18 protein-coding genes and 1 other RNA gene are annotated in these 21,772 nt (G+C 41.3%); 9 read left to right on the top strand and 10 right to left on the bottom strand.

Features of this window, described 5'->3' with window-relative positions; translation table 11 throughout:
• Positions 1 to 61: 61 nt before the first annotated feature.
• From aroC to DUL71_RS07885, 3 genes are all read left to right on the top strand, one after another.
• Positions 62 to 1,156 (top strand): chorismate synthase, encoded by a 1,095-nt coding sequence (aroC, locus tag DUL71_RS07895; RefSeq protein WP_114937598.1) that lies wholly within the window; start codon positions 62 to 64, stop codon positions 1,154 to 1,156.
• A 104-nt stretch (positions 1,157 to 1,260) separates the two neighbouring features.
• Complete coding sequence (locus DUL71_RS07890; RefSeq protein WP_114937597.1) at positions 1,261 to 2,493, top strand: MFS transporter; 1,233 nt, start codon at positions 1,261 to 1,263, stop codon at positions 2,491 to 2,493.
• A gap of 9 nt (positions 2,494 to 2,502) precedes the next feature.
• Positions 2,503 to 3,129, top strand: coding sequence for an HAD family hydrolase (locus tag DUL71_RS07885; protein ID WP_114937596.1), 627 nt, complete (start codon positions 2,503 to 2,505; stop codon positions 3,127 to 3,129).
• Here DUL71_RS07885 and DUL71_RS07880 read toward each other — a convergent pair.
• Together DUL71_RS07880 and DUL71_RS07875 are read right to left on the bottom strand one after the other, a co-directional pair.
• Positions 3,119 to 3,631, bottom strand: coding sequence for a DinB family protein (locus DUL71_RS07880; RefSeq protein ID WP_114937595.1), 513 nt, complete (start codon positions 3,629 to 3,631; stop codon positions 3,119 to 3,121). The genes DUL71_RS07885 and DUL71_RS07880 overlap by 11 nt on opposite strands.
• Positions 3,631 to 4,641 (bottom strand): glycosyl hydrolase, encoded by a 1,011-nt coding sequence (locus DUL71_RS07875; protein ID WP_114937594.1) that lies wholly within the window; start codon positions 4,639 to 4,641, stop codon positions 3,631 to 3,633. The genes DUL71_RS07880 and DUL71_RS07875 overlap by 1 nt, the downstream gene beginning before the upstream one ends.
• Positions 4,642 to 4,866: 225 nt before the next feature.
• On the opposite strand from DUL71_RS07875, the gene DUL71_RS07870 reads away from it, so the two are divergent.
• A complete protein-coding gene (locus DUL71_RS07870; protein WP_244228716.1) occupies positions 4,867 to 6,309 on the top strand; it encodes a L,D-transpeptidase scaffold domain-containing protein in 1,443 nt (480 codons plus the stop codon).
• Positions 6,310 to 6,376: 67 nt separating this feature from the next.
• Here the strand turns inward: DUL71_RS07870 and DUL71_RS07865 are convergent, their stop codons facing one another.
• From DUL71_RS07865 to DUL71_RS07855, 3 genes are all read right to left on the bottom strand, one after another.
• Entirely contained in the window at positions 6,377 to 7,141 is a 765-nt protein-coding gene (locus DUL71_RS07865) for a murein L,D-transpeptidase catalytic domain family protein (RefSeq protein WP_244228715.1), read from the bottom strand.
• A 250-nt stretch (positions 7,142 to 7,391) separates the two neighbouring features.
• Positions 7,392 to 7,970, bottom strand: coding sequence for a nitroreductase family protein (locus DUL71_RS07860; protein WP_114937591.1), 579 nt, complete (start codon positions 7,968 to 7,970; stop codon positions 7,392 to 7,394).
• Between the two features lie 74 nt (positions 7,971 to 8,044).
• Positions 8,045 to 10,480: an alpha-ketoacid dehydrogenase subunit alpha/beta gene (locus tag DUL71_RS07855; RefSeq protein ID WP_114937590.1), complete on the bottom strand. Its 2,436-nt coding sequence runs from the start codon at positions 10,478 to 10,480 to the stop codon at positions 8,045 to 8,047.
• Between the two features lie 136 nt (positions 10,481 to 10,616).
• Between DUL71_RS07855 and DUL71_RS07850 the strand changes: the two genes are divergently transcribed.
• From DUL71_RS07850 to DUL71_RS07830, 5 genes are all read left to right on the top strand, one after another.
• Positions 10,617 to 11,015, top strand: coding sequence for a DUF1573 domain-containing protein (locus DUL71_RS07850; RefSeq protein WP_091207513.1), 399 nt, complete (start codon positions 10,617 to 10,619; stop codon positions 11,013 to 11,015).
• 132 nt (positions 11,016 to 11,147) lie between these two features.
• Positions 11,148 to 12,374 carry a pyridoxal phosphate-dependent aminotransferase gene (locus DUL71_RS07845; RefSeq protein WP_114937589.1) on the top strand — a complete coding sequence of 409 codons (1,227 nt, stop codon included), beginning with the start codon at positions 11,148 to 11,150 and terminating at the stop codon, positions 12,372 to 12,374.
• A 100-nt stretch (positions 12,375 to 12,474) separates the two neighbouring features.
• Positions 12,475 to 13,536 carry an acyltransferase gene (locus DUL71_RS07840; RefSeq protein WP_114937588.1) on the top strand — a complete coding sequence of 354 codons (1,062 nt, stop codon included), beginning with the start codon at positions 12,475 to 12,477 and terminating at the stop codon, positions 13,534 to 13,536.
• Between the two features lie 117 nt (positions 13,537 to 13,653).
• Positions 13,654 to 14,022, top strand: a transfer-messenger RNA (tmRNA) gene (gene ssrA / locus DUL71_RS07835).
• A 150-nt stretch (positions 14,023 to 14,172) separates the two neighbouring features.
• The gene (locus DUL71_RS07830; protein WP_114937587.1) at positions 14,173 to 15,387 is read left to right on the top strand and encodes a tyrosine-type recombinase/integrase; all 1,215 of its coding nucleotides are present in this window, start codon (positions 14,173 to 14,175) and stop codon (positions 15,385 to 15,387) included.
• On the opposite strand, the gene DUL71_RS07825 is transcribed toward DUL71_RS07830, so the two are convergent.
• The 5 genes from DUL71_RS07825 to DUL71_RS07805 all read right to left on the bottom strand — a co-directional run bounded on the left by DUL71_RS07825 (position 15,352) and on the right by DUL71_RS07805 (position 21,771).
• The gene (locus DUL71_RS07825) at positions 15,352 to 16,158 is read right to left on the bottom strand and encodes a hypothetical protein (RefSeq protein ID WP_114937586.1); all 807 of its coding nucleotides are present in this window, start codon (positions 16,156 to 16,158) and stop codon (positions 15,352 to 15,354) included. The genes DUL71_RS07830 and DUL71_RS07825 overlap by 36 nt on opposite strands.
• The gene (locus tag DUL71_RS07820; protein ID WP_114937585.1) at positions 16,151 to 16,498 is read right to left on the bottom strand and encodes a hypothetical protein; all 348 of its coding nucleotides are present in this window, start codon (positions 16,496 to 16,498) and stop codon (positions 16,151 to 16,153) included. The genes DUL71_RS07825 and DUL71_RS07820 overlap by 8 nt, the downstream gene beginning before the upstream one ends.
• 2 nt (positions 16,499 to 16,500) lie before the next feature.
• The gene (locus tag DUL71_RS07815; RefSeq protein ID WP_114937584.1) at positions 16,501 to 17,034 is read right to left on the bottom strand and encodes a TIGR02594 family protein; all 534 of its coding nucleotides are present in this window, start codon (positions 17,032 to 17,034) and stop codon (positions 16,501 to 16,503) included.
• 85 nt (positions 17,035 to 17,119) lie between these two features.
• On the bottom strand, positions 17,120 to 19,786 hold the full coding sequence (locus tag DUL71_RS07810; RefSeq protein WP_114937583.1) for a phage tail protein: 2,667 nt from the start codon (positions 19,784 to 19,786) through the stop codon (positions 17,120 to 17,122).
• Between the two features lie 2 nt (positions 19,787 to 19,788).
• The gene (locus tag DUL71_RS07805) at positions 19,789 to 21,771 is read right to left on the bottom strand and encodes an SGNH/GDSL hydrolase family protein (protein ID WP_114937582.1); all 1,983 of its coding nucleotides are present in this window, start codon (positions 21,769 to 21,771) and stop codon (positions 19,789 to 19,791) included.
• Position 21,772: the final 1 nt, after the last annotated feature.

The raw sequence follows: 21,772 nt of genomic DNA, 5'->3' as shown, positions 1-21,772 counted from the left end.
CCGCGAATGCTTCGTACCTCGCAGTGACGATTATAAACACTAACATCTCATATCTAAAACTATGGCAGGCAATTCATTTGGGCAATTATTCAGGATAACCACTTTTGGCGAATCACATGGCGAAGCCATCGGCGTAATTATTGACGGATGCCCGGCCGGTCTGGAAGTTGATCTTGATTATATTCAAGGCGAGTTGGATAAACGCAAGCCTGGTCAGTCAAAGATCACTACCCAACGCAAGGAGAGCGACACGGTAAAAATCCTTTCAGGCACATTTGAAGGTAAAACTACCGGCACCCCTATTGCTATGCTGATCCCCAATGAAGATCAGCGCTCAAAAGATTACAGCCATAACGTGGATGTTTTTCGCCCGTCACACGCCGACTATACTTATCAAACCAAATACGGCATCCGTGATCACCGTGGTGGCGGTCGTTCTTCGGCTCGTGAAACTGCTGCACGTGTTGCCGCTGGTGCATTGGCAAAACTGTTGCTTAAAACCCAAGGTATCGAAATTGTTGCTCACGTAAGCAGCGTAGGAAAGATCAACGCTCCTAACGTATCTATCAGCGATCCGCTTGAATTTATTGAGGAACGTGAGAAAAATATTGTACGTTGTGCGGATCCGGCAACAGCCGAAGAAATGATCGAATTCATTGATAGCGTACGTAAAGACGGCGATACCGTTGGCGGTAAGATCAGCTGTTATGTAAAGAACTGTCCTGTTGGCCTTGGAGAACCGGTATTTGACAAGCTACATGCCGAATTAGGAAAGGCAATGTTAAGTATCAATGCTGTTCATGGCTTTGAATTTGGTTCAGGCTTTGAAGGCAGCGAAATGCGTGGGTCTGAACATAACGACATTTTTGTAAAATCGCATTTAGGTGATATTCAAACTATCACCAATTTTTCGGGAGGTATCCAGGGCGGTATCAGCAATGGCATGCCTATTGAATTTAGGGTTGCCTTTAAACCGGTAGCTACTATCATGAAAAATCAGGCTACAATTGATAGCGAGGGCAACGCTGCAGAAATATCAGGCAAAGGCCGTCATGATCCTTGCGTGGTACCACGCGCTGTGCCTATTGTAGAAGCCATGGCAGCCCTTGTACTGGCCGATCATTGGCTTAGGAATAGAAACGCTCGCTTGATTTAATGATGTGCAAATATGCAGATGTGCAGATTAAGTATTAATTCGCACATCTGTATTCATTTCATAATTTGCACATTTGCATATCCGCACATTTGCACATCATCCACATGCTAACCTCAATTATCCAATTATACAAACAAGCCTATAGCGGACTTTCAAAAAACAGCTGGTACCTGAGCATCGTAATGCTTATTAACCGTAGTGGTACCATGGTTGTGCCCTTCATGACAATTTACACCATCAGGCAACTGCATTTCACCATCGAGCAGTCTGGCTATATCATGGCCATTTTTGGTGTAGGCGCGGTATCAGGTGGCTTTATAGGTGGTAAGCTGATCAATAGAATAGGATTTTATGATTTACAGGTGGGTGCCTTGCTTACCGGCGGATTACTGTTTCTTATATTAGGCTATCAAACCAATTTCATCAGCATGGCTATCTTTACGCTGGTGTTAAGCATCTGTAATGAATCATTCAGACCGGCAAACTCAACGGCCATAGCTCATTACAGTACCGAGGAAAATAAAACACGCTCCTACTCACTCAACCGGTTGGCCACAAACCTGGGCTGGGCTTTTGGTGGTGGTTTAGGCGGATTATTAGCCTCAATAAATTATCACTTACTTTTCTGGGTAGATGGCTGTACCAATATCGCCGCGGGCATACTATTACTTACATTGATGCCACCCTCCAAAGTGGCAAAAACCATTAAAGAAGCCGTTGCCGGTTTTGACGAAATCGTTTCATCGGCTTATAAAGACGGCGTTTACTTGTTGTTCATCCTGCTTGCCACACTATTTGCAACCTGCTTTTTCCAGTTCTTTATTATGCAACCTGTGTTTTATAAAATACAATGGCATTTTAATGAACGATTTATAGGTTTTCTGCTGGCGCTGAACGGGATACTCATTGTACTTGTTGAGATGATATTGATTAATTGGCTCGAAGGCAAGCGCCATCCGCTAAGTTATATCATCTCTGGTATTTTAGTTACCGGTAGTAGTTTCGTGCTGCTTAATTTGATGCCGCATGTACCATTGGTAGCAATACTAATTGTGAGTATGGTGACGTTGGGGGAAATGCTTTCCATGCCTTTTATGAATACCTTTTGGATAGCTCGTTCCAATGTACGCAACCGCGGCGAATACGCTGCGTTGTACAGTATGTCATGGGCAGGCGCGCAAATCATAGCGCCATTTTTAGGCAGCCAGGTTATTGCGTACGGTGGCTTTGAAATGCTTTGGTGGTTACTGGGCGGTGTTTGCCTGCTTGTTGCCTGCGGATACCTGCTCATGAAACGCTCAATACAGTTCAACAGAGAAGTTCCCGTTTTACCTTAAATTACCGCGATGAAAAAAGCTATCATATTAGATCTTGATAATACCATATATCCGGTTAATTCCATAGCCGATTATCTATTTAATGAACTGTTCAGTTTCCTTGATCTGCATATCGCAGGCGAGGGTGTTGAGCATATCAATAATGCCAAAGAGGATTTAAAAAGGATCCCATATCAAAAAGTTGCCGACAAATACCAGTTTAGCGATCTCGTTAAAAGCAAAGGCCTCGAACTACTAAGTAACATTGAGTATAACCGGCCAATGCAGCCTTTCGATGATTATAAACATATCCGCGAAGCTAAGATCACCAGGTTTTTGGTTACTACCGGCTTTACCAAGCTACAACGGAGCAAGGTAAAAATGCTGAATATCGAAGCCGATTTTGAAGCCATCCACATTGTTGATCCCGAACTTTCGTCCTTAACCAAGAAAGATATCTTCGCGTCGATATTGGAGAAATACAATTACAAAGCCGAAGATGTGCTCATTATTGGCGACGATCCCGAATCTGAAATAAAAGCGGCAAGCGAATTGGGTATCGATACTTTCTTATACGATCCTGAAAATAAACATCCAAACGCCCGGGTAACCTATCGTTCACAAAATCTGAAAGACGCAACTGCTATTATTGCTTAAGCACTTTTACCGTAACCAAAAGCTGCCCAAGATGACGCATGGTGTGTTCGGCAGAATGCGTATACAAACCGATAACCGTTGATGGCAACTGTGCCCGGCCTACCCCTCTCCAATCGGTTAAGGTATTGGCATCGGTCGCTTTAAGCTGAACAATAGCATTATCTACCCGATTATTAAAGGCGTTTACTAAATCCGCTACACCGGTTATATTCTCGCCCGGTTTTCCTTCAGCTGCCAGGTAGTCCAATTGACTTTCGCTTAGCACCTCGCCTTTTGCATAGGTAAAAAGCCTGTCAAGCACCCCGGTAAGGTGTTGCAAGTGGAAGCCGGGCGATGCCATCCCGACAAGCTTTTCCCATAGCAGCGCTTCAGGAAACCCTTCCATCAATTCATTCAATTCTTCCCTGGCCTGTAAAAGGGCATGTGCTACAGGTTGAAGCAAGGCCTGTACATCAACTAATGGCCCACGGAGCCAAACCTCTGGTAATTTTGTTGCTGACATCAGTTTTTATTTAGCATTGATTTTACTTGTTCATGATTTAAGGTTTGCGGCAGGCCATATATGGTTTTTACCCGCTCATGTGTATTATCGGTCCAAAGCCAGCTTGTCCACACCATAAACCAGGCCCATTCAGGTTGTGCTGCCAGAATTTCGGGTTTTGGCAGTTCGCCGGTTTCCGTCAGCGCTATGATCTTGCCATTGGCAACCTTTAGCAAATCGTTATAATCCCGCTGCTCGTAGTCAAAATGGTAAATATCGGCACCTAAAATATCTACATAATCGGCACCCGGGTAAAAGTCTTTATAGTCATACGCTTCATCTAATGGCAGATCACGCAAACCATTAGGCCCCCATACCCAAATCAGGTTGTTTAAATGATGGTAGTTAGTATAACGGTCGTACATCATTTCCCAAAGTTTGATAATACCATCATTCCCTTTTTTATTCCCCCACCAAAACCACACGCCATTCATTTCATGGTACGGGCGCCACAAAACCGGTACATGGGCGTCTCTGAGTTGTTTTAAATATCCGGCTACCACATCAATCTGGGCAAGCCATTTTTTATTCAGTTCGGTATTGGGAGTAATTAATTCCTTCCATTGCGCATCGGTCATTTTCCCCTGGATGCTTTGCTTCCAATCATATGGCGGATTATCCAACGGCCGGCCCTGGTGCCACATGAGTGTTACCAGGTAACCATCCTCCCATTTTTGTTTCGCTTCGTTAACCAGGTCGGCTCCCAGGTCTTTATCTCCCCAAAGCATGAAATCTGAACCCCACACTGCGGGATACTGTCCGGTAATTGCTTTGGCACTGTCTGAAAAAACGTCACGGTCACTGTTGTAATTCTGCTGTCCCGACAAAATATGTTTGCCTTTTATACTATAAAGGAAGCTTAGTAATTTTTTTACTTCAGATGATGCTTCTTTATTTACTGGTTTAAAACTTTGTGCTAAAGCCATGAAAGGCAACGATATGATTAAAGCAAGCGAAAAGAGTTTTTTCATTTTAATTAAACAGTTTATAGGTGTTAGTGGTTGTAAGGGGCTTTGTTCAAAAATAAATAAAAAGCATAGCCGTTTATGGTATGGCTATTGCTATTCATATGCAATATTTAACTATCTTTCGTTTATATGATACCTATTCCATTTAGGAAACACTTTATCCCGATTATACTTTCCACGTGTTTGGTTTTGCCCGCTGTACTACAAAGCTGTAAAAAAAAGCACGAGATGATTGCTGAAGATATGTTCAGGATTACTCAAAATGAAATTTTCAAAAAGGCAGATACTGAAGAATACATTCCTGTTTTTAAAAGGGTATTTGCCAAATACCGGTCAAAAACGGCCAACCCATTGGTTATCGAATCTTTTTTTAAAAAAAACGAGTACCAGCCCATTTTAGTTATCAATCACTTAAATAACGGCGATCTTGAAGCTCTGCCTGAATACCTGGAAAAGATTAATGAGCACGGCCTTGACCCGACGGTATATCCTTCAGGAGAGATTAAAACGCTTGTTGCCAAACTCAAAAACAAAACAGCGATCACAACAATAGATGAAGCATATGAAACGGTTGCTAAGCTCGAAATTTTAACAGCCGGCGCACTTGTAAAGTACTCCAACGCGCTGCAATATGGGGTGATTAACCCTAAAAAGATCTATTCGAGGTATTTTATGGCTACCCGCCGGCCTGATAGTACAACCATGCTTGCTACTTTAGAAAGAGCGGATTATAAAACATTTCTGGATAGTATTCAGCCTAAAAACCCGCAATATTTAGCTTTACAAAAAGCGTACAGGGATAGTGCTACTATTGATGGCCTTTCAAAAGAGGAAAGCAAACGTTATTTGTTGGTTAGCCTTGAGCGTTTAAGATGGCGGAACAAGCCTTATGAGCCCAAATACGTCATCGTCAACATTCCCGATTTCAGGCTTGACGTGATGGAAGATGGCAAATCGGTATTAAATATGAAGGTTTGCGTTGGACAGGGACGCAATATGAAAAACCAAAATACCCTTGAACATTTTGACGATACCGCAAGGGCAGATAAACCATTTCCCCGCGAAACGCCTATCCTAAACAGTGTGATCCATAGTGTTGAGGTAAACCCGGTTTGGAACATTCCGCGCAGCATTGCCACAAAAGAAATCATTGTTGAGGCAGCCGAAGACCGCTTCTATCTTTCCAACAAAAACATTGACGTATTTAAAGATGGCCGGAAGATTGCAGATCCGGAAACCATTGACTGGACACAAGTTACGCCGGATAACCTTGAGTATGAGTTTAAACAACGCCCGGGCGAAGATAATTCGCTGGGGAAAATAAAATTTCTGTTTAAAAACCGCAGCAGCGTTTATCTGCATGATACGCCTAATAAAGAAGCATTCAGGCACACCATGCGGGCTGTAAGTCATGGTTGTGTGCGTCTGGGCGATCCGCTTGGCCTTGCAACAAATCTGTTTGGTGAAGGGGCCGACCTTGATACCATTTCGAAAGATATGATTGAGGATAAACCGGAGCCAACCAATATTGGTTTGCCGAAAAAAATGCCTATCTATATCACCTACGTAACCTGCTGGGCTGATGAAAATGGCGCCATACAATACAGGCCAGACGTTTACGGCTTAGATATTGTGCTGTACGCACACCTGCAAAACTTTTTGGCTAAGTAATAAAAAAGAGCCCGGCTAACTTTCGGTTAGCCGGGCCTCATGATTTGGTTTATAGTTGGGGTTGGATTTAAAACTTAGCAAAATTGAATGAAGTATCAGCGCTCGCCATCAAATTAAGCGGGCCAGCCTCATCCAAATATTTCGAATAATACGATTCGTCGTTTCCGTTAATAAATATAACAGTTTTTCCGGCAATTGTATTAATTACTTTATTAATTACTTTCGGAGATACCGCGGGGCAACCAAAGCTCCGGCCCAAATATCCCTGCTTATTAATAGCTGCCGGGCCAACATAATTGGCACCATGTACAACAATACTGCGCATACGAGCATTACTATTAAAGCCCTCATCCATACCATCAAGATATAGCGAGCGACCGTGTTTACCGTTGTAAACCTTATCGGTTACATAAAATCCAAGGCTGCTTTCATGCGAGTCGTTAGCATCTGAAAAATGACTGGCCATTTCTTCGCCACTACCCGATCCATGAGCAACCCAGGTATTAAGTATCAATTGTTTGCTTAACAAATTAACGATCCACATACGCTTTTCCCGGCTCGATTTGGAAAAATCAACTACCGTAAGCACATCGCTGCTTTGAGGCACCATGTGCGAAAGCTTTAAATTAGTGTAACCCGTAACCGCTTTTTCAAATACGTTAAAAGCTAAACCGGTTTCCCCAAGATGGGCCGATTCATATAAATTGTTGACGTATTGCTCAAATAGTTCTTTTGTTGTAAATGCTGCACTTTTTTTCCCAACACTCACTGATCTGTTTGCACCATCCGATTTCCAGCTTAAGATTGTTGCTGACAGAAAAAAAATCGCCATAGTGACCCACAAAAAATGTTTCCTCATACGCTTGCCTGAGTTTAATTTAATTCTAAATAATTAGGGTATAGTAACAGGTTCTGGACGGTGTGTTAACCTTTTATTAACAGGCCAACACAAAAATATACTTTAAAACCTAAAATCCAAATCAGCAAACAATAATTTTTTACTTAAATGAAAATAAGTTTAAAACTAAGCAATATTTTGGGCAGTTATACGGAGCAGAAACGGGAAAGGTTATGGGTTAATTTTACTTAACCCATTTAACTTTATCTTCAAGCGGAACGGTACGTTTTCCTTCAGGATATTGATCGGCATAGCCGAGGTACAATACGCCCATTACATTATCCTCTTCTCTTAAATTCAGAAACTCTTTAAACGCCGGTTTCAGGATAGCCCCACCTGTACTCCAGAATGAAGCCATGTTTAAAGCAGTAGCACCTAACAGGATATTTTGAATAGCGCTTGATACTGCTGCAACTTCTTCAAACGGTGGAATTTTCGGCAGATCACCACGTTGCATTACAGAAATGATAACATGAGAGACCTTATTACCAAGCGTTTTCAGGTTGTTATAAGTGGCTTCGTTAAAATCTTCGGCAGATACGCTTTTTTTGTAAACTTCAGCATGTTCGCCACAAAATTGCTCGGGATTTTCGTAAACGATAAAACGCCATGGTTCGGTAAAGCCATGTGTTGGTGCCCAATCAGCAAGTTCAAGTAATGCCGCTATATGTCCGTTTGGTGCTTTATGACCATTCATCATGGCCGGTTTTACAGTACGGCGGGTTTTAATATTTTCGGCGACGGTTAAAAAAGTGTTGTCCATAGTTAGATAAAAAACCGTTGGTGAAATTAATGATTTATAAATCACCAATCTCACCAACCTGTAATTATAATTTATTAATAAATAGCTGGGTATTTTGAAGGATTAGCCTCATTCATCATGGCGTAAACGATTTCAATTACGTCATCAACAGATGGTTTGCTGAAATAATCGCCATCTGAGCCATACGGAGGTCTGTGTTCTTTAGCAGTCAGCGTTTTAGGCTGGGCATCCAACGAATAATAGCCGCTTTGGTTCTCCAGTATCTTCTGCAAAATGTAGGCTGAGCCGGCTCCGGGCAGGTCTTCGTCAACAACTAACAGCTTGCTGGTTTTCTTTAAGGAAGTACCACAAACATTCTCTGTATCAAACGGATATAAAGTTTGAGGATCTATCACTTCAATATTAATTCCCATAGCGGCAAGTTCTTCAGATGCTTCCTGGACAATGCGCAGAGTTGAACCATAAGATACTACCGTAATATCATTGCCCTCCTGTAAAACCTCGGCCTTGCCAAGCGGAACAGTAAATTCACCAACGTTTGCAGGCAATTTTTCTTTTAGGCGATAGCCATTCAGGCATTCAATTACCAATGCAGGCTCATCCCCTCTCAGTAGCGTATTGTACATGCCAGCGGCTTGGGTCATATTACGGGGTACACAAATATGAAAACCACGCATCGACCCTAAAATAACACTCATTGGAGAACCGGAGTGCCAGATTCCCTCTAACCTATGGCCCCTGGTACGGATAATCAACGGCGCTTTTTGCCCACCCATAGTACGGTAGCTTAAACTAGCAATATCATCACTGATGATGGTTATCGCATATATCAGATAGTCAAGATATTGAATCTCCGCAATTGGCCTTAAACCACGCATGGCAAGGCCCATACCCTGCCCTATAATACTCGTTTCCCGGATTCCGGTGTCACTGATCCGAATCTCGCCATATTTGGCCTGCAAACCGGCAAAACCCTGGTTTACATCGCCTATGGCGCCAAGATCTTCACCAAAAGCAACTATACTTTTATCACGGGCAAAGTTAGCGTCAAAAGCTGCATTTAATACTTCCCTGCCATCCATAACCTTTGCATCATCGTTGTAGATAGCTGGCACAACAGGCACATAAAGAGGTGATTCTGGGGTTCCGGTAAATAGTTTTGAATTATAGCGTTCGGCATTTTTAACACCCTCTGCCTTTAGCCAATCCGACAGTGCTTTGCGTTCGGCGTTATCGTCATGAACGGTTAATCTCAATGCTTTACGGATGGCCGTAAATATCTCACGTCGTCCGGCATCAATGCTGGAACGTAAACCTACTGACAATGCCGATATAGTTTCTTTTTGCCTCGGTAATGATTCTGCGAAAGCATCTATTAAATCTATAGCTTCTTCTATTTCAGCTTTTATTACAACAGCCAGTTCATTAGCAGCCTCACGCTGACATTCACGCACATATCTTTTTGCTTCGGCTTCAAGCTCTTCCAGCTCTATCTCAGTAGTGATAGCAGATGCAATCATCCATTCACGCATCTTAAGCAGGCAATCGTGTTCATCCTCCCAGGCCAAACGCTCTTTACTTTTGTAACGCTCGTGCGAGCCTGAAGTTGAATGTCCTTGCGGCTGAGTCATTTCAGTTACGTGAATCAGCACAGGCACATGCTCTTCACGGCAAATGCCGATGGCGCGCTCATAAGTTTCGCATAGTGCAATATAATCCCAGCCGCGAACCTTAAATATTTCGTAACCGTTACTTCCGTTTTCGCGCTGAAAACCTTTTAATACTTCAGAAATATCTTCTTTAGTTGTTTGCAGGCTGGCTGGAACCGAAATAGCATAAGCATCGTCCCAAATTGAAATAGCCATTGGTACTTGTAGTACTCCAGCAGCATTAAAAGTCTCAAAAAATGAGCCCTCTGATGTTGCACCGTTACCAACACTACCAAAAGCTACTTCGTTACCATTAATCGAAAATTGTTTCAGGTAATCCAGTTCTTTATTTTGGCGATATAATTTTGACGCGTAGGCTAAACCCAACAAACGGGGAATCTGACCGGCAGTTGTTGAGATATCCGACGAGCTGTTCATCGTTTCAACCTGGTTAACCCAACTGCCATCGGTATTTACAAAACGGGTAGCATAATGACAATTCATTTGTCTGCCGCCAGATGCAGGATCTTTTTCAATATCAGGATTAGCATATAACTGAGCAAAAAACTCTTTCATATTGCTCATGCCTGTAGCAAACATAAAAGTTTGGTCGCGATAGTAGCCCGCGCGCCAGTCGCCGGCGCGGAAAGCTTTGGCCATAGCCAGCTGTGCAACCTCTTTGCCGTCGCCAAAAATACCGAACTTTGCCTTGCCCGTAAGTACTTCCCTGCGGCCTATCAAACTGGCCTGACGACTCTCATAACCAATACGATAATCATCAATAACAATCTTCTTGAAATCATCAAAACTTAGCTCGGCAGTATTAAATTTACTGGTAGCGCGTGTTGTAGTTTCAGGCATATAAAATTTTGTTTAGACGGTAAAAGTATAAAATTCTATTCTGTATTAGGCAAACTAACAGATAAAACCCGGAGTTTTAGTAATAGTTTTGTAATTACGTTAAACCTTTTATATTTGTAATAATCAAATATAACGTATGAAAAAGATATTAATGATTTGCGCGGTAATATTGGGCTTTGCCTTCACCGCATCAGCACAAGATAGTGGAAAAGCTGAGTTTAAATTTAACGAAGAAAAACATGACTTCGGTAAAATACCACAAGGCACTCCGGTTACTACTGTGTTTGAATTTACCAACGTTGGTAAAGAACCACTTATTTTAACAGAAGTAAGGCCAACCTGCGGCTGTACTATTGCCGATTACACTAAAACTCCAGTAAAAAGTGGCGACAAGGGTACAATCAAAATCACTTACAATGCTGCTGCTGCTGCACCGTTCAACAAAACCATTGTTGTTAAATCAAACGCTGTAACACCGGAAAAATATCTGAACATTGTTGGTGAAGTTGTAGCTAAACCCGCGGCAAGCAAGTAATTTATTATGAGCTTGATATATCCCGTATATCAACCGGGATATTTAAAATAATATTTAAAAGGCCCGAAACCGGGTCTTTTTTCGTTTACAAAGGTTTTACAAAGTATATTTTCAATTTAGTAAATTTGCAGGATGCCAAAAATATCTGAAAAAGGGCAGCGAATGCCCGCATCACCGATTCGTAAATTAACACCTTATGCTGATAAAGCTAAGCAGGATGGGAAAAAGGTGTATCATCTGAACATCGGCCAACCCGATATTGCTACACCAGATGGCATGCTTAATGCCATTAAAAACATCGACTTTAAAGTTTGGGCCTATACCCCGAGCGAAGGTACTTTAAGCTATCGCAAAAAGCTTACGGAGTACTATAATAAACTAAACTACAATATCACGCCTGAAGATATCATTGTTACTACCGGCGGCTCGGAAGCCATCAGTATTGCATTAATGGCCTGCCTTGATCCGGGAGATGAAGTGATTATCCCCGAGCCATTTTACGCCAACTATAATGGTTTTACCAGCCAAAGCGATATTGTGGTTAAGCCTATCTTATCGTTTATAGACAATGGTTTCGCCCTGCCTCCTATCAGTGAGTTTGAAAAACTGATCACAGATAAAACCAAGGCTATCATCATTTGCAATCCTAATAACCCTACCGGTTACTTGTATTCAAAAGAAGAGATGGAAGCTTTGAAACAGCTGGTTTTAAAGTATGATCTTTACCTGTTTTCGGACGAGGCATACCGTGAGTTTTGCTATGACGGCCGTACTTTTATCTCACCAATGCATTTGGATGGCCTGGAAGAAAACGTGGTGGTGATGGACACGGTGAGTAAACGTTACAGTGCCTGTGGAGCTCGTTTAGGTTGTATGATCACCAAAAACAAGGAACTACGTACAACAGCATTGAAATTTGCCCAGGCCCGTTTAAGCGCTGGCATGGTTGAACAAATTGCCGGAGAGGCTGCTGTTGATACGCCAGACAGCTATTTTGAAGCAGTAAATAAAGAATATACCAGCAGGCGTGACACGCTTGTAAACGCATTGAACAAAATGGATGGGGTTTATTGCCCTAACCCAGGTGGTGCGTTTTATGTAGTGGCTAAACTACCTATAGACAATGCCGATAAGTTTTGCCAGTGGATGCTGGAAGCCTTCAGCCTTAATAATGAAACCGTTATGATGGCTCCGGCTACAGGTTTTTACAGTACACCAGACGCCGGATCAAACGAAGTACGTATGGCTTACGTGTTGAACAATGATGATCTTAAAAAAGCTATGATTTGTTTGGATGAAGCCTTAAAAGTTTATCCGGGTAGAACAGTTGCTAATTCGGAATTGGCACTTGGCAATTAATTCATTTTACATATTTAACAAACACAAAGCCCGGTTCAAAAACGGGTTTTGTTGTTTTTTACCCTAATCAATCGTATATAATATACCACAGGCCTATTCAATGAAATTTAGCCAAACAATTAGCACAGATAAACACCATAATATCAACTGGATAAATATTTTAAGGTTGATAGCTATGTTTGCCGTTGTTGTTCTACATACAGCATCTCCCTTGTTATTCCGTGTTAAAGATGCATCCATTAACGATTGGCTTGCCGCTGATGCTTACAATGCCCTGGTACGTTTTTGTGTACCAGTTTTTGTAATGATAACAGGAGCTTTATTATTACAGCGCGAGTATGAACTTAAAGACTTCTTAAAACGGCGATTTGGCAGGCTAATACCTCCATTTATTTTTTGGAGTTTGGTTTATATTGGTTATAGACTCTACAACGAAGAAATAGAACTATCAGACAATATATGGCCCAATATAAAACTTGTAATACAGCAACTGCAAACTGGTAGTTATTATCATTTATGGTACGTTTATCTTTTAATGGGCCTTTACCTGTTTATACCCGTAATAAGCAAGTTTGTACGTAACGCAACAGAAAAAGAGTTGTTATACTTTTTAGGTATCTGGTTTTTAACAGTAATGTTAAGCCGCCCTTATTTAACAATATTAGATCCCGGCATCGACCTGCATAACTTTACCGGATATATTGGGTATCTTGTACTTGGCTATTACCTTGCCTATAAGCCAATTAAATTTAAAAACATAGCTCCAATTGCGGCCCTGGTATTTGTATTATGTGCTCTATTAATAGCTTTAGGCACGTATTTTATACTATTGAAAACCAAAAGCTTAAATACTTTCTTTTACGAGCCGATTAGTCCTTTTATAGTTATACTGTCGTCGAGCGCATTTTTAATGGCAAGATTTACCAAAGTCAATTTAAACCCGGTTGTAAATAAACTCATAAACAATTTAGGTAAATATACCCTGGGCTTATACCTTAGCCATGCTTTCATTTTAAATGTGCTTGAGCTTAATGATATCACATACAACATTTTTAACCCGATTTTCAGTATTCCATTAGTGGCATTATTAACCTTTTTACTGTCCAGCCTCCTGATCTATGTGATGAGCAAGCTACCGCTGTTAAAACATGTTGCCGGATAAATTTTAGTGTAATGATGATTAAAATCCATGAACTATTCTCCGCAACTGCAAAGTAAATCCGTATATTTGTAATCGCTTTACTGCAAACTGCTCACCGGCAACAGCAAACTCAAAAATGGGGTCGACCGGAATTGACAGGATGGAGATAAGTAGGTAAGCATGCAGCGCGTTGGGTGAATTAGCGCTTTAATCTGAACGCTCAAACTTACAAATGGCGAAAATAACTACGCCTTAGCTGCCTAATTTAGAATTAGCATAGCTTTTGTCCCGTCGGTTTTCCGTTTCATCGGATCGGCAATCGGGGCATCGAAAGATGAAACTGGTTTGCTTAAGGTGTGCATAGCGAACGAGATAAAGCACCTAAGGAAGACGGTATAGGTAAGCGACTGACCTTCCCCTTCCCTACAATTAAACAGAAGCTAAGCATGTAGAAAGCTTACCTTATACCATGTTTGGACGAGGGTTCGAATCCCTCCGGCTCCACTTATTACCATCAACCAACGGAAGGCAGACTAAAAAAGCCTTCCGTTTTTTATTTAAACGCAATTTTTAAACAGTTACTTAAGGCTTGAATAGGTTGGTTATGGTATATTTGTTTACACTGGATTTAATAGGCATAAAATAAATGTTTACACCATGCAGATTAGTTTAAAAATATTGCTCTATAAACAAAAGACTTATTCAGATGGTACCCACCCCATCATGCTGCAGTACATTACCAACAGAAAAGTTAAGCGTAAGGTGCTGGCCCGGTGTAAACCTGAAGATTGGGACCCGATTAAAAACAGGGTTAAATCAAAAGTATCGAATGCAGCCAGAATAAATCATTACTTGAATGAGGAATACGTCAAGGCTGAACATGATTTATATGATATTAAAAGCGGTGATAAGGTTGCGTCATCGATTTTTAAAGAAACATCAACAGTAACGCTTCAAGATGCTTTTAATGCAGAATTAATCAGGCTGGAAAAGGAATTTAAATCTGGATACTATGACAAGATGCTGGCCATCCAAAAACAAATTCCGGATACGTCAATATTAGTGTCAGATATAGATGAACGGTGGTTTGAAAAGATGATCAACAACTTATCAGCGCTTGGTAACAATGGAAATACTGTTAAGAAAAAGATCAAGCTTATGCGAGGGATCCTATTGAGATACTCTGACAAAGGTGTAAGTAAAGAAATTAAGTCTGTAACAGTTCCAACACAAAAGCCATTAAAGCAAAAACTATCTACTGAGGAGTTTCGCGCTTTGGCGGGATTACAACTACCCGACGACGACTTGTTAACGGCAACAAGAGATCTGTTTTTGATGCAGGTATACTTAAGGGGCATCAGGGTTGGAGATTTATTACAGGCTTACGCTAAGGATTTTGACAATGGTAAGTTTTCATACCGATCAGATAAAACAGATAAGCCACAGTCTATTAAATTGATTCAGCCAGCTATTGAAATTATTGATAAGTATCGTGGCAGACATTCGAGGCTGTTCCCCTTCTTTACCTGGGAGTATGACAGGAAGTTCGGCAAATTTGAGAACGAACGCGCCCGATTAAAACATAAAGAAGTTTGCACTTCTGTTATTAATCGGTATCTTAAAGTTTTGGCTAAAATGGCCGGCATAAAAAAACCGCTTTCGTCACACATTGCCCGGCATACTTTTGCAAAAATGGCCATTGAGAAAATTAATAACCCCATGGTGACAATGGAGCTTTTGGGTCATTCATCGCTCGCAATTCATCAGCAATACTTAAACGATATTCGGAAAGAAGATGCTCTCGATCAAGCTGCTGATGACATCTTTGGAATCAGTTCAAAACCTGACAAGATCGTACCTGGCGCCGATTGACGGCCTCCATGAATTGGCATCAGTATCATAATAATATGTGCCTATCACGCTGAACCGCTTGAAATCAAATTGCAAACCAGGACCTATGTTTAGAGTTTTTCTGGATAGGCTGTAATTACTCACTGCTTGCACTCTTAATCCAAATGTAGGCTCATTCTGCTTTACAACTAATCTTTTAACACCATTGATAGTGGTGCGCGGATCGCTTGAATAGATGTCAATATAACTTCTTTTAGCGCCTAAAATCCAACCTCGCTTCCAGTACTGCACTACATTTAGTTCGTCATTGTATTTGTAGTCGAATTGCCCGTGGTCAGAAGTGTCGGAGCCAGCAATAGCCGGACGGTATGCAAGTTGCAAGTATTTATCCTTGTAATAGTAGGTAAGTCGTTTTAAACTATCGATGGTCCGCTCAGCTTTTAACTGCTTTGCTTGAGTGACACTCGCAATCTGAGTAACCTCCTGCAATTGTTTTTTTGCAATGTTAAGAGCCGCGCTTACTGTATCAACCAGGCCTCCTGATATGGCAGTGCCATTTTTATACCAATTTTGAGGCAATACATTTTGACCGGCAGATATTACAATATGGTTGCGTTTGCTGGTATCTATGTAATGGTTGATAATAGTAGCTGCCTGGCTAACTACATTTTGATTTGTAGATGCCTGAACTTCTGCTTTTTCAGCTCTCCAATGTTCGTGTTTTGCATAGAGGATTGATACAATCAGGCCCACAACGAGCAAGCCAATGACAATTTTTGTTAATCTATTCATTTGCTTTTACAATTTGTTTAGCCGGTTTTTCAAACTTCTTTCTCACAAGGCTGTCAGTATTTTGTATGACCCTGTTTTGCCGGTCAATAATGTTGTTTTTATATAGTAATTCTGTTGACAGATTGATATATTTAGATTGCCAATCTAATATGATGCTGTCTTTTTTTGAATTAATCACTCTTAGATTGGCAACCCTCTCCTTCCAAACGTCTTCATTGTTTTTTTCTTTAAGAAGTACTTGGCCATACAAGAAGCTTATTACCCCCAACAGCACATAAACTGCCCACTGCCATGAAAATTTCTTGGCGTTCTCTAAATTCCTTCTTGTTGGCTCTGCCATTATTATGCTTCATTTTTGCTCAATTCGCCGGTTTCTGTAAGAATTATTTTCCTAACATTGCCAGGCACCCCATATTTATAAGCAGGCCTGCGGGCGGCTATACACCTATCTTTTGCAATCCAAGCAAATCCGACAGCATTGGATTGGTTACCCCCATACACTAAATAAGCATTAGTGTTCTCACCAATATAAAAGCCCACATGGCCGCCACCTGGCCGCTGGAACACCAGTATATCCCATAGCTTAGGCGTGTCAGCTTTAACGCCATAATTGGCCCATTCTTTGGCAGCTAATAATTTGTTGGCGCTGAACGGATACTTGGCCCTAAGCGCGCAAATGCCTACAAATAATCCACACCATGGAATATCGTCATCAGTATACCATCCACTCACGCCAACTTCTTTAGCCCATTGGGTAATGTCAGGATTGCTACCTTTACCGGGATGCTCCATTGTGCCATAGTGCTTCAAGGCTTCTGCTAGCATTGCAGGAGCACCTTCTTCGTTTAACCAAGCGTACTTATCAGGTAATTTCATTGTTGCGCGTGTTATTATAAATCAAAATTATGGCCTAAAGACCCATTAAGTGCCCTAACTTGTCTTACCACGCAGTATTAGTAAATTATTCAGGGCCTCCCGTACCGCTTCCCTCCTCGTACAAGACACCATTTGAAAACTTCATATATCTATTGTCTCCGCTTGCGCCTTTATAAACAATATTTAAAAATGGAATTGCAGTATGGCCTCTTGTTTGAAGTGCATCAGATCCAAGGTTTACATCACCATTCACCACCTCTAAAGCAATATTTGTATAGGCATTATCGGCTTCTAGGATAAGAGCGTAGTTCTTGCCTGTGCCAGCTTCGTTATTTTCAACCAAATTCCTTAAAACACCATTCGCCTTCAGGTTTGGAGATGTAGCAGGAAGGACGTTATCCCCGAATAGAACCTGGTTGAATACCCCTGTTTGATGCTCTTTATTTAATGATAAGAAGCCATTTAAGATATTAAATTCCCCAATCTTACCAGTGCTGGCTGTGATGTCGCCTGATATTTCCGCATTGGTAGCCAACATCTTTCCACTATCTAAAACCTTAAACTGATCGGCAGGGCCAGCTGCAAACCTGATCGAATTGGCTCCTGCATCGGTCACCCCAGATATTCGAGCATTGATCTGACCATCAGAACCAACCTGTACTACTTTGGCTACCGTAAATCCCCTTATAGTTAAGGTAGCAGGAGTGGTAATATTCCAATCCAGCCCGGCATCCTCATCCCCAAGATTAAACTGTGCTGAATTCAGGTCGAAAAAGTTTTGCCCGGTGATATCTTTAATCCTACCGGTGGTGATCTGATCACCCACAATGTAGGTCATGCCTTTGGTGAACTCAAAATCTCGGTATCCATCAGTATTTACCTCGTATAAAATGCCAACGTTAAAAGCATAGTAACCTGGTATATCAGCTGCGTTAACAGGTGTTTCAGAAATCTCCCAAGTTCCGGTGAGCGCGGTCCTTGAACACTTGGCATACACATAATAAAACTTAGCAGGATCAAGGCCGGTCCACTCATTGTTAGAAATAATCCAGGTATACCCCAGCCCTTCAATTTTGTAAATTCTATGTACCATATCTCCGGCAGATATCTTGAGTGAATTAGGATCAGCTCCATCGTTTGGGGATATAGTTACATTGTTAAGATTGAAGTTTTGAGAATCATAACCGAAGCTGGCCATGCCTGCAACCAAACTATCAGTACCGGTAAATAATGATCCATCTGGGTTGAAGATCCTGCTTTGTAGCTTTTTTAAATTTAAAGCATTCACCCGGGCCCTTTCAGCACTGGTACGATTGACAATCTTAATATCATGTTGATTATCGATGGTGTCTGATATTACGCGTTCAGTAGTGGTGTAAGGAATGAAATTTGCGATCGTAGCACTGATCTTTGTATTAGGGGTAATGATATCAGGGAAAATAACGGGATAGCTTGTACTTGTAGTCCGTATTAAAGTATCAATGCCCAGAGCATTATCTACTACCCTAATCTGATCACCTGGCTTTAAGATAATTCCGTTATCTCTGGCATATAAAGGATCTAATTCAAGCGTGTACAGAACTCTTGGCACACAGTTTTCATTCAGCCATTCTTGTGTTTTTGTTTTGAGCAAATCTTCTGCTGCAGCTACAACCTCATCGGGCATGTACATATCAGTAAGCGTATAGGTGTCGCCAATTTCCGCTGTTACAGTTTCGTTCGGCAATGTATTACCGGCAGCGTCCTGAGATTTTTTTACTTTGATTGTCTTTGCCGTGTTATCATAAGACTGGATTTCAAAATCCTGCCCCTGTAATTGGCCTGATGTAAATGTTACTTTAGCAGTGTCCTGTGAAAAATAAGTATTGAGGTTAAATGAAAGTGCACTATCTGTTATTGTAAATACACCACTATCCGCATCGTAAGCACTAAGCCCAGAAACAACGCCTGCCACCGATGGGAATATATCCTCATCTTCATAATCCCCCTCTTTGATCCCATATAATGGAGTTACACCATCTGGTTTCAATATGTTTTTATCAAGATAATAGCCATCAAACATGAGTTGTGTGGCACCATCCCTATAATTTTTAGGCAGGTTCTTACTACTGCCATAGCCAAAGGCGCGGGTGACAATGTTTTCATCATTCTGATATTCATATCCCAATGAATATAAACCTTTACCGCGGCCATATTGGAACACAAGCGTTGTTAAGTTTCCTGCCTGCTTAACAAAATTGATCGTTTTTCCGATGCCGCTCGGATACCACTCACATCCGAAAGCTTCAGCAATGGTATCAAGCGCGGTCCTGCAGGTATGTTTGTCAAAACTTAATGTTTTTTTACCAAGATCATCACAAATACCTACTGTCCATCCCGAATCTATCTCGTTTATATTGCTTACAACAAGGTAACAAAGACTTTCCAAATCACCATAAAACTCAAAAGTCTTATTGTTTAAATGTTTGAATTTTTTATCGTACAGCTTATAAAATGGAGATTCGAATACGATACTATATTTATACTTCAATCCATTAGCATCACCTGTAACAGTAGGGCTTGGAATGGTGTTAACGGTATACTTCCAATTGTTATATATAATATATGATCCTATGGGACAGTAAAGAGTACCTGGCAGTTCTATCTGTACAGGGATCTCATCAACCCCCATAAGCGCCCTGTTTATGGCTAAATCGTCATAAACTGGAAGTTGTGATATAATTACTCCATTTAAATAAATTGGGAGATACATAACTATTGAGCATTAAGAAATCCGGCTACCTTTTTACCATACTGTATAAAATAGGCATCAGTCGGGTGGATATTGTCTCTCGTTGTTACAGCTTTATTTTCGTAATTGATGCCGAAAGTATGGAAGGCGTCTGCATAAGGGATGCCGTAATACGCACATATTTGCTGCGCCAGTATAGCGAACGGCTCTTGCATGCTGTATTCTTTAGACCTTGCAAACCCGTTTATAAACTGTGGTGTTGGCCCCACCATAAATAGTGGATTGTTTGGATTATTGGCCATAATTTTCACGAAAATCCCTTTCAATGCGCTCGCATAAGTTATTGTTGCGCCGACCCCGTTAGTGGTATAACCTGCCGGGATACTTGCTAAAGGAGTATCATTAATGGTTCCCAGTAGTGGAGATGGCAAAAGTGGGTTACTGTTTGGGTTTGACTGATTCATATAATAACCATCATTGACAGTCATTTGTAAAACAATAACATCTTTAGTTGCGGCCGTTAACTGATCTGCTCTGGCAAACCCTGATAAACGCTGGTCTGAACTGCCATTAGGCAACGATTCAAATCCGGGGGTTATACATGAGCCGCCAACCGAGAAATTAATATGCGAAGTTTTTAGAATACCATTTACTACGGCCTGATAAATATTAAAGCCGCCAAAACTATCGGTTAGATAAGCTATTTTAAGACCTGAGTATTTAGCACCTTGCAGTCCTGTAAAATCTAAAAGTGCCGAGTTAATTAGTAATGGAGCAGTATAAGCTGTTGCTGAAGCTCCGGTTTCAATTTGTATTGTGCTAAAATCAGATGCAGCATTGTTTTTTACGTCGACATAAATTTTAACACAATTAGCAGGTGTTGTAAAGGTGAAAGGCAATGCACCACATGCAACCCAGCTTAATTTAGTACCAGCAGCATCTTCAAACCTTATTGCTCCTGAAGTAGGCGAAGTGATATTCCCTGATAATGTGTATTGAGTAGACGGGGTAGTTACCATGGGATACAAAGCGTAGTTTGAACCCAATCCAGTTGAAATGTTACCGCTGGCGCCCGAAACGAAGCTTCCTATAACAACATTTGCTGCATAAAACAGGTTGCGTGTTTGAGCAGGCACAACGTACCTGGCATCCCCAGAAGATTGAGATAACAAACCAGACAAATCCAAAGAAGATTTAGGCAGCACCGGAGCAAAGGGCACATATGCAGTTGCTGAAGATCCAAGCTCAATCTGAATAGTATTGTAATCAACAGTTGCATTATTTTTAACATCCAGATAAACCTTCACGCAATTTGCAGGAGTGGTAAATGTAAATGGTAAAGAAGCGCCGTATTGCGTCCAACTTAGCTTATTACCAGAAACATCTTCATACCTTACGGCACCGTTTACCGTTCCGGCCATTGTTCCTGACATAGTGTATGTTTGTCCTGGTGCAACTGTCAATGGGAAAATGGCATATCCAGTTCCAAGCCCTGTAGATATATTACCACTGGACCCGGCCACGAAGCTGCCTACAATAACCTGCGTTTGATCAAATAAATTTTTGCTTGGCACAAACGGTAGTTTTGCCGAAAGAGCATTAAAATCAGTTTTTGGAGTAAGTCCTGATATATCCTGAATAGGCAATGGCAATTCTTGCCATTCGGGAATCCAATACGACCCATTCCATTTAGCAAACGCTTCAAAAATGCCGTTGCCAGCGGCAGGCGATGGTATAACAATAGGTGTACTTGCAGCTTTGAGCAGATTCGTGTATGTGCCAGATGCATTGGACCCAGGTACCCCACTCCCAATAAGCTTAACACTCTGACCTAAAAGTGGCCCAACAGGTGCAGCATCAGTTGTTTTAACAGAGCCTATATTATTACGAACTATTTGCGCCAACGGGAATTGGGCATCAGTTCCTGTAGCTGACAGCCCGATAACTTTAGCATTTGTAAGATCGGTTATAACCGGTAATTCATTTGTCTTAACTACTTTGGCCATT

Origin of the sequence: Mucilaginibacter endophyticus, from assembly GCF_003351025.1 — a bacterium.
Lineage (GTDB): Bacteria > Bacteroidota > Bacteroidia > Sphingobacteriales > Sphingobacteriaceae > Mucilaginibacter > Mucilaginibacter endophyticus.
The sequence above is the reverse complement of the archived record's forward strand: the minus strand, read 5'-3'. Positions and strand labels throughout refer to the sequence as shown.

Coding starts and splice junctions, on each gene's coding strand:
- aroC (WP_114937598.1), top strand. CDS start 62: ATGGCAGGCAATTCATTTGGGCAATTATTCAGGATAACCACTTTTGGC.
- DUL71_RS07890 (WP_114937597.1), top strand. CDS start 1,261: ATGCTAACCTCAATTATCCAATTATACAAACAAGCCTATAGCGGACTT.
- DUL71_RS07885 (WP_114937596.1), top strand. CDS start 2,503: ATGAAAAAAGCTATCATATTAGATCTTGATAATACCATATATCCGGTT.
- DUL71_RS07880 (WP_114937595.1), bottom strand. CDS start 3,631: ATGTCAGCAACAAAATTACCAGAGGTTTGGCTCCGTGGGCCATTAGTT.
- DUL71_RS07875 (WP_114937594.1), bottom strand. CDS start 4,641: ATGAAAAAACTCTTTTCGCTTGCTTTAATCATATCGTTGCCTTTCATG.
- DUL71_RS07870 (WP_244228716.1), top strand. CDS start 4,867: ATGATTGCTGAAGATATGTTCAGGATTACTCAAAATGAAATTTTCAAA.
- DUL71_RS07865 (WP_244228715.1), bottom strand. CDS start 7,141: ATGGCGATTTTTTTTCTGTCAGCAACAATCTTAAGCTGGAAATCGGAT.
- DUL71_RS07860 (WP_114937591.1), bottom strand. CDS start 7,970: ATGGACAACACTTTTTTAACCGTCGCCGAAAATATTAAAACCCGCCGT.
- DUL71_RS07855 (WP_114937590.1), bottom strand. CDS start 10,480: ATGCCTGAAACTACAACACGCGCTACCAGTAAATTTAATACTGCCGAG.
- DUL71_RS07850 (WP_091207513.1), top strand. CDS start 10,617: ATGAAAAAGATATTAATGATTTGCGCGGTAATATTGGGCTTTGCCTTC.
- DUL71_RS07845 (WP_114937589.1), top strand. CDS start 11,148: ATGCCAAAAATATCTGAAAAAGGGCAGCGAATGCCCGCATCACCGATT.
- DUL71_RS07840 (WP_114937588.1), top strand. CDS start 12,475: ATGAAATTTAGCCAAACAATTAGCACAGATAAACACCATAATATCAAC.
- DUL71_RS07830 (WP_114937587.1), top strand. CDS start 14,173: ATGCAGATTAGTTTAAAAATATTGCTCTATAAACAAAAGACTTATTCA.
- DUL71_RS07825 (WP_114937586.1), bottom strand. CDS start 16,158: ATGAATAGATTAACAAAAATTGTCATTGGCTTGCTCGTTGTGGGCCTG.
- DUL71_RS07820 (WP_114937585.1), bottom strand. CDS start 16,498: ATGGCAGAGCCAACAAGAAGGAATTTAGAGAACGCCAAGAAATTTTCA.
- DUL71_RS07815 (WP_114937584.1), bottom strand. CDS start 17,034: ATGAAATTACCTGATAAGTACGCTTGGTTAAACGAAGAAGGTGCTCCT.
- DUL71_RS07810 (WP_114937583.1), bottom strand. CDS start 19,786: ATGTATCTCCCAATTTATTTAAATGGAGTAATTATATCACAACTTCCA.
- DUL71_RS07805 (WP_114937582.1), bottom strand. CDS start 21,771: ATGGCCAAAGTAGTTAAGACAAATGAATTACCGGTTATAACCGATCTT.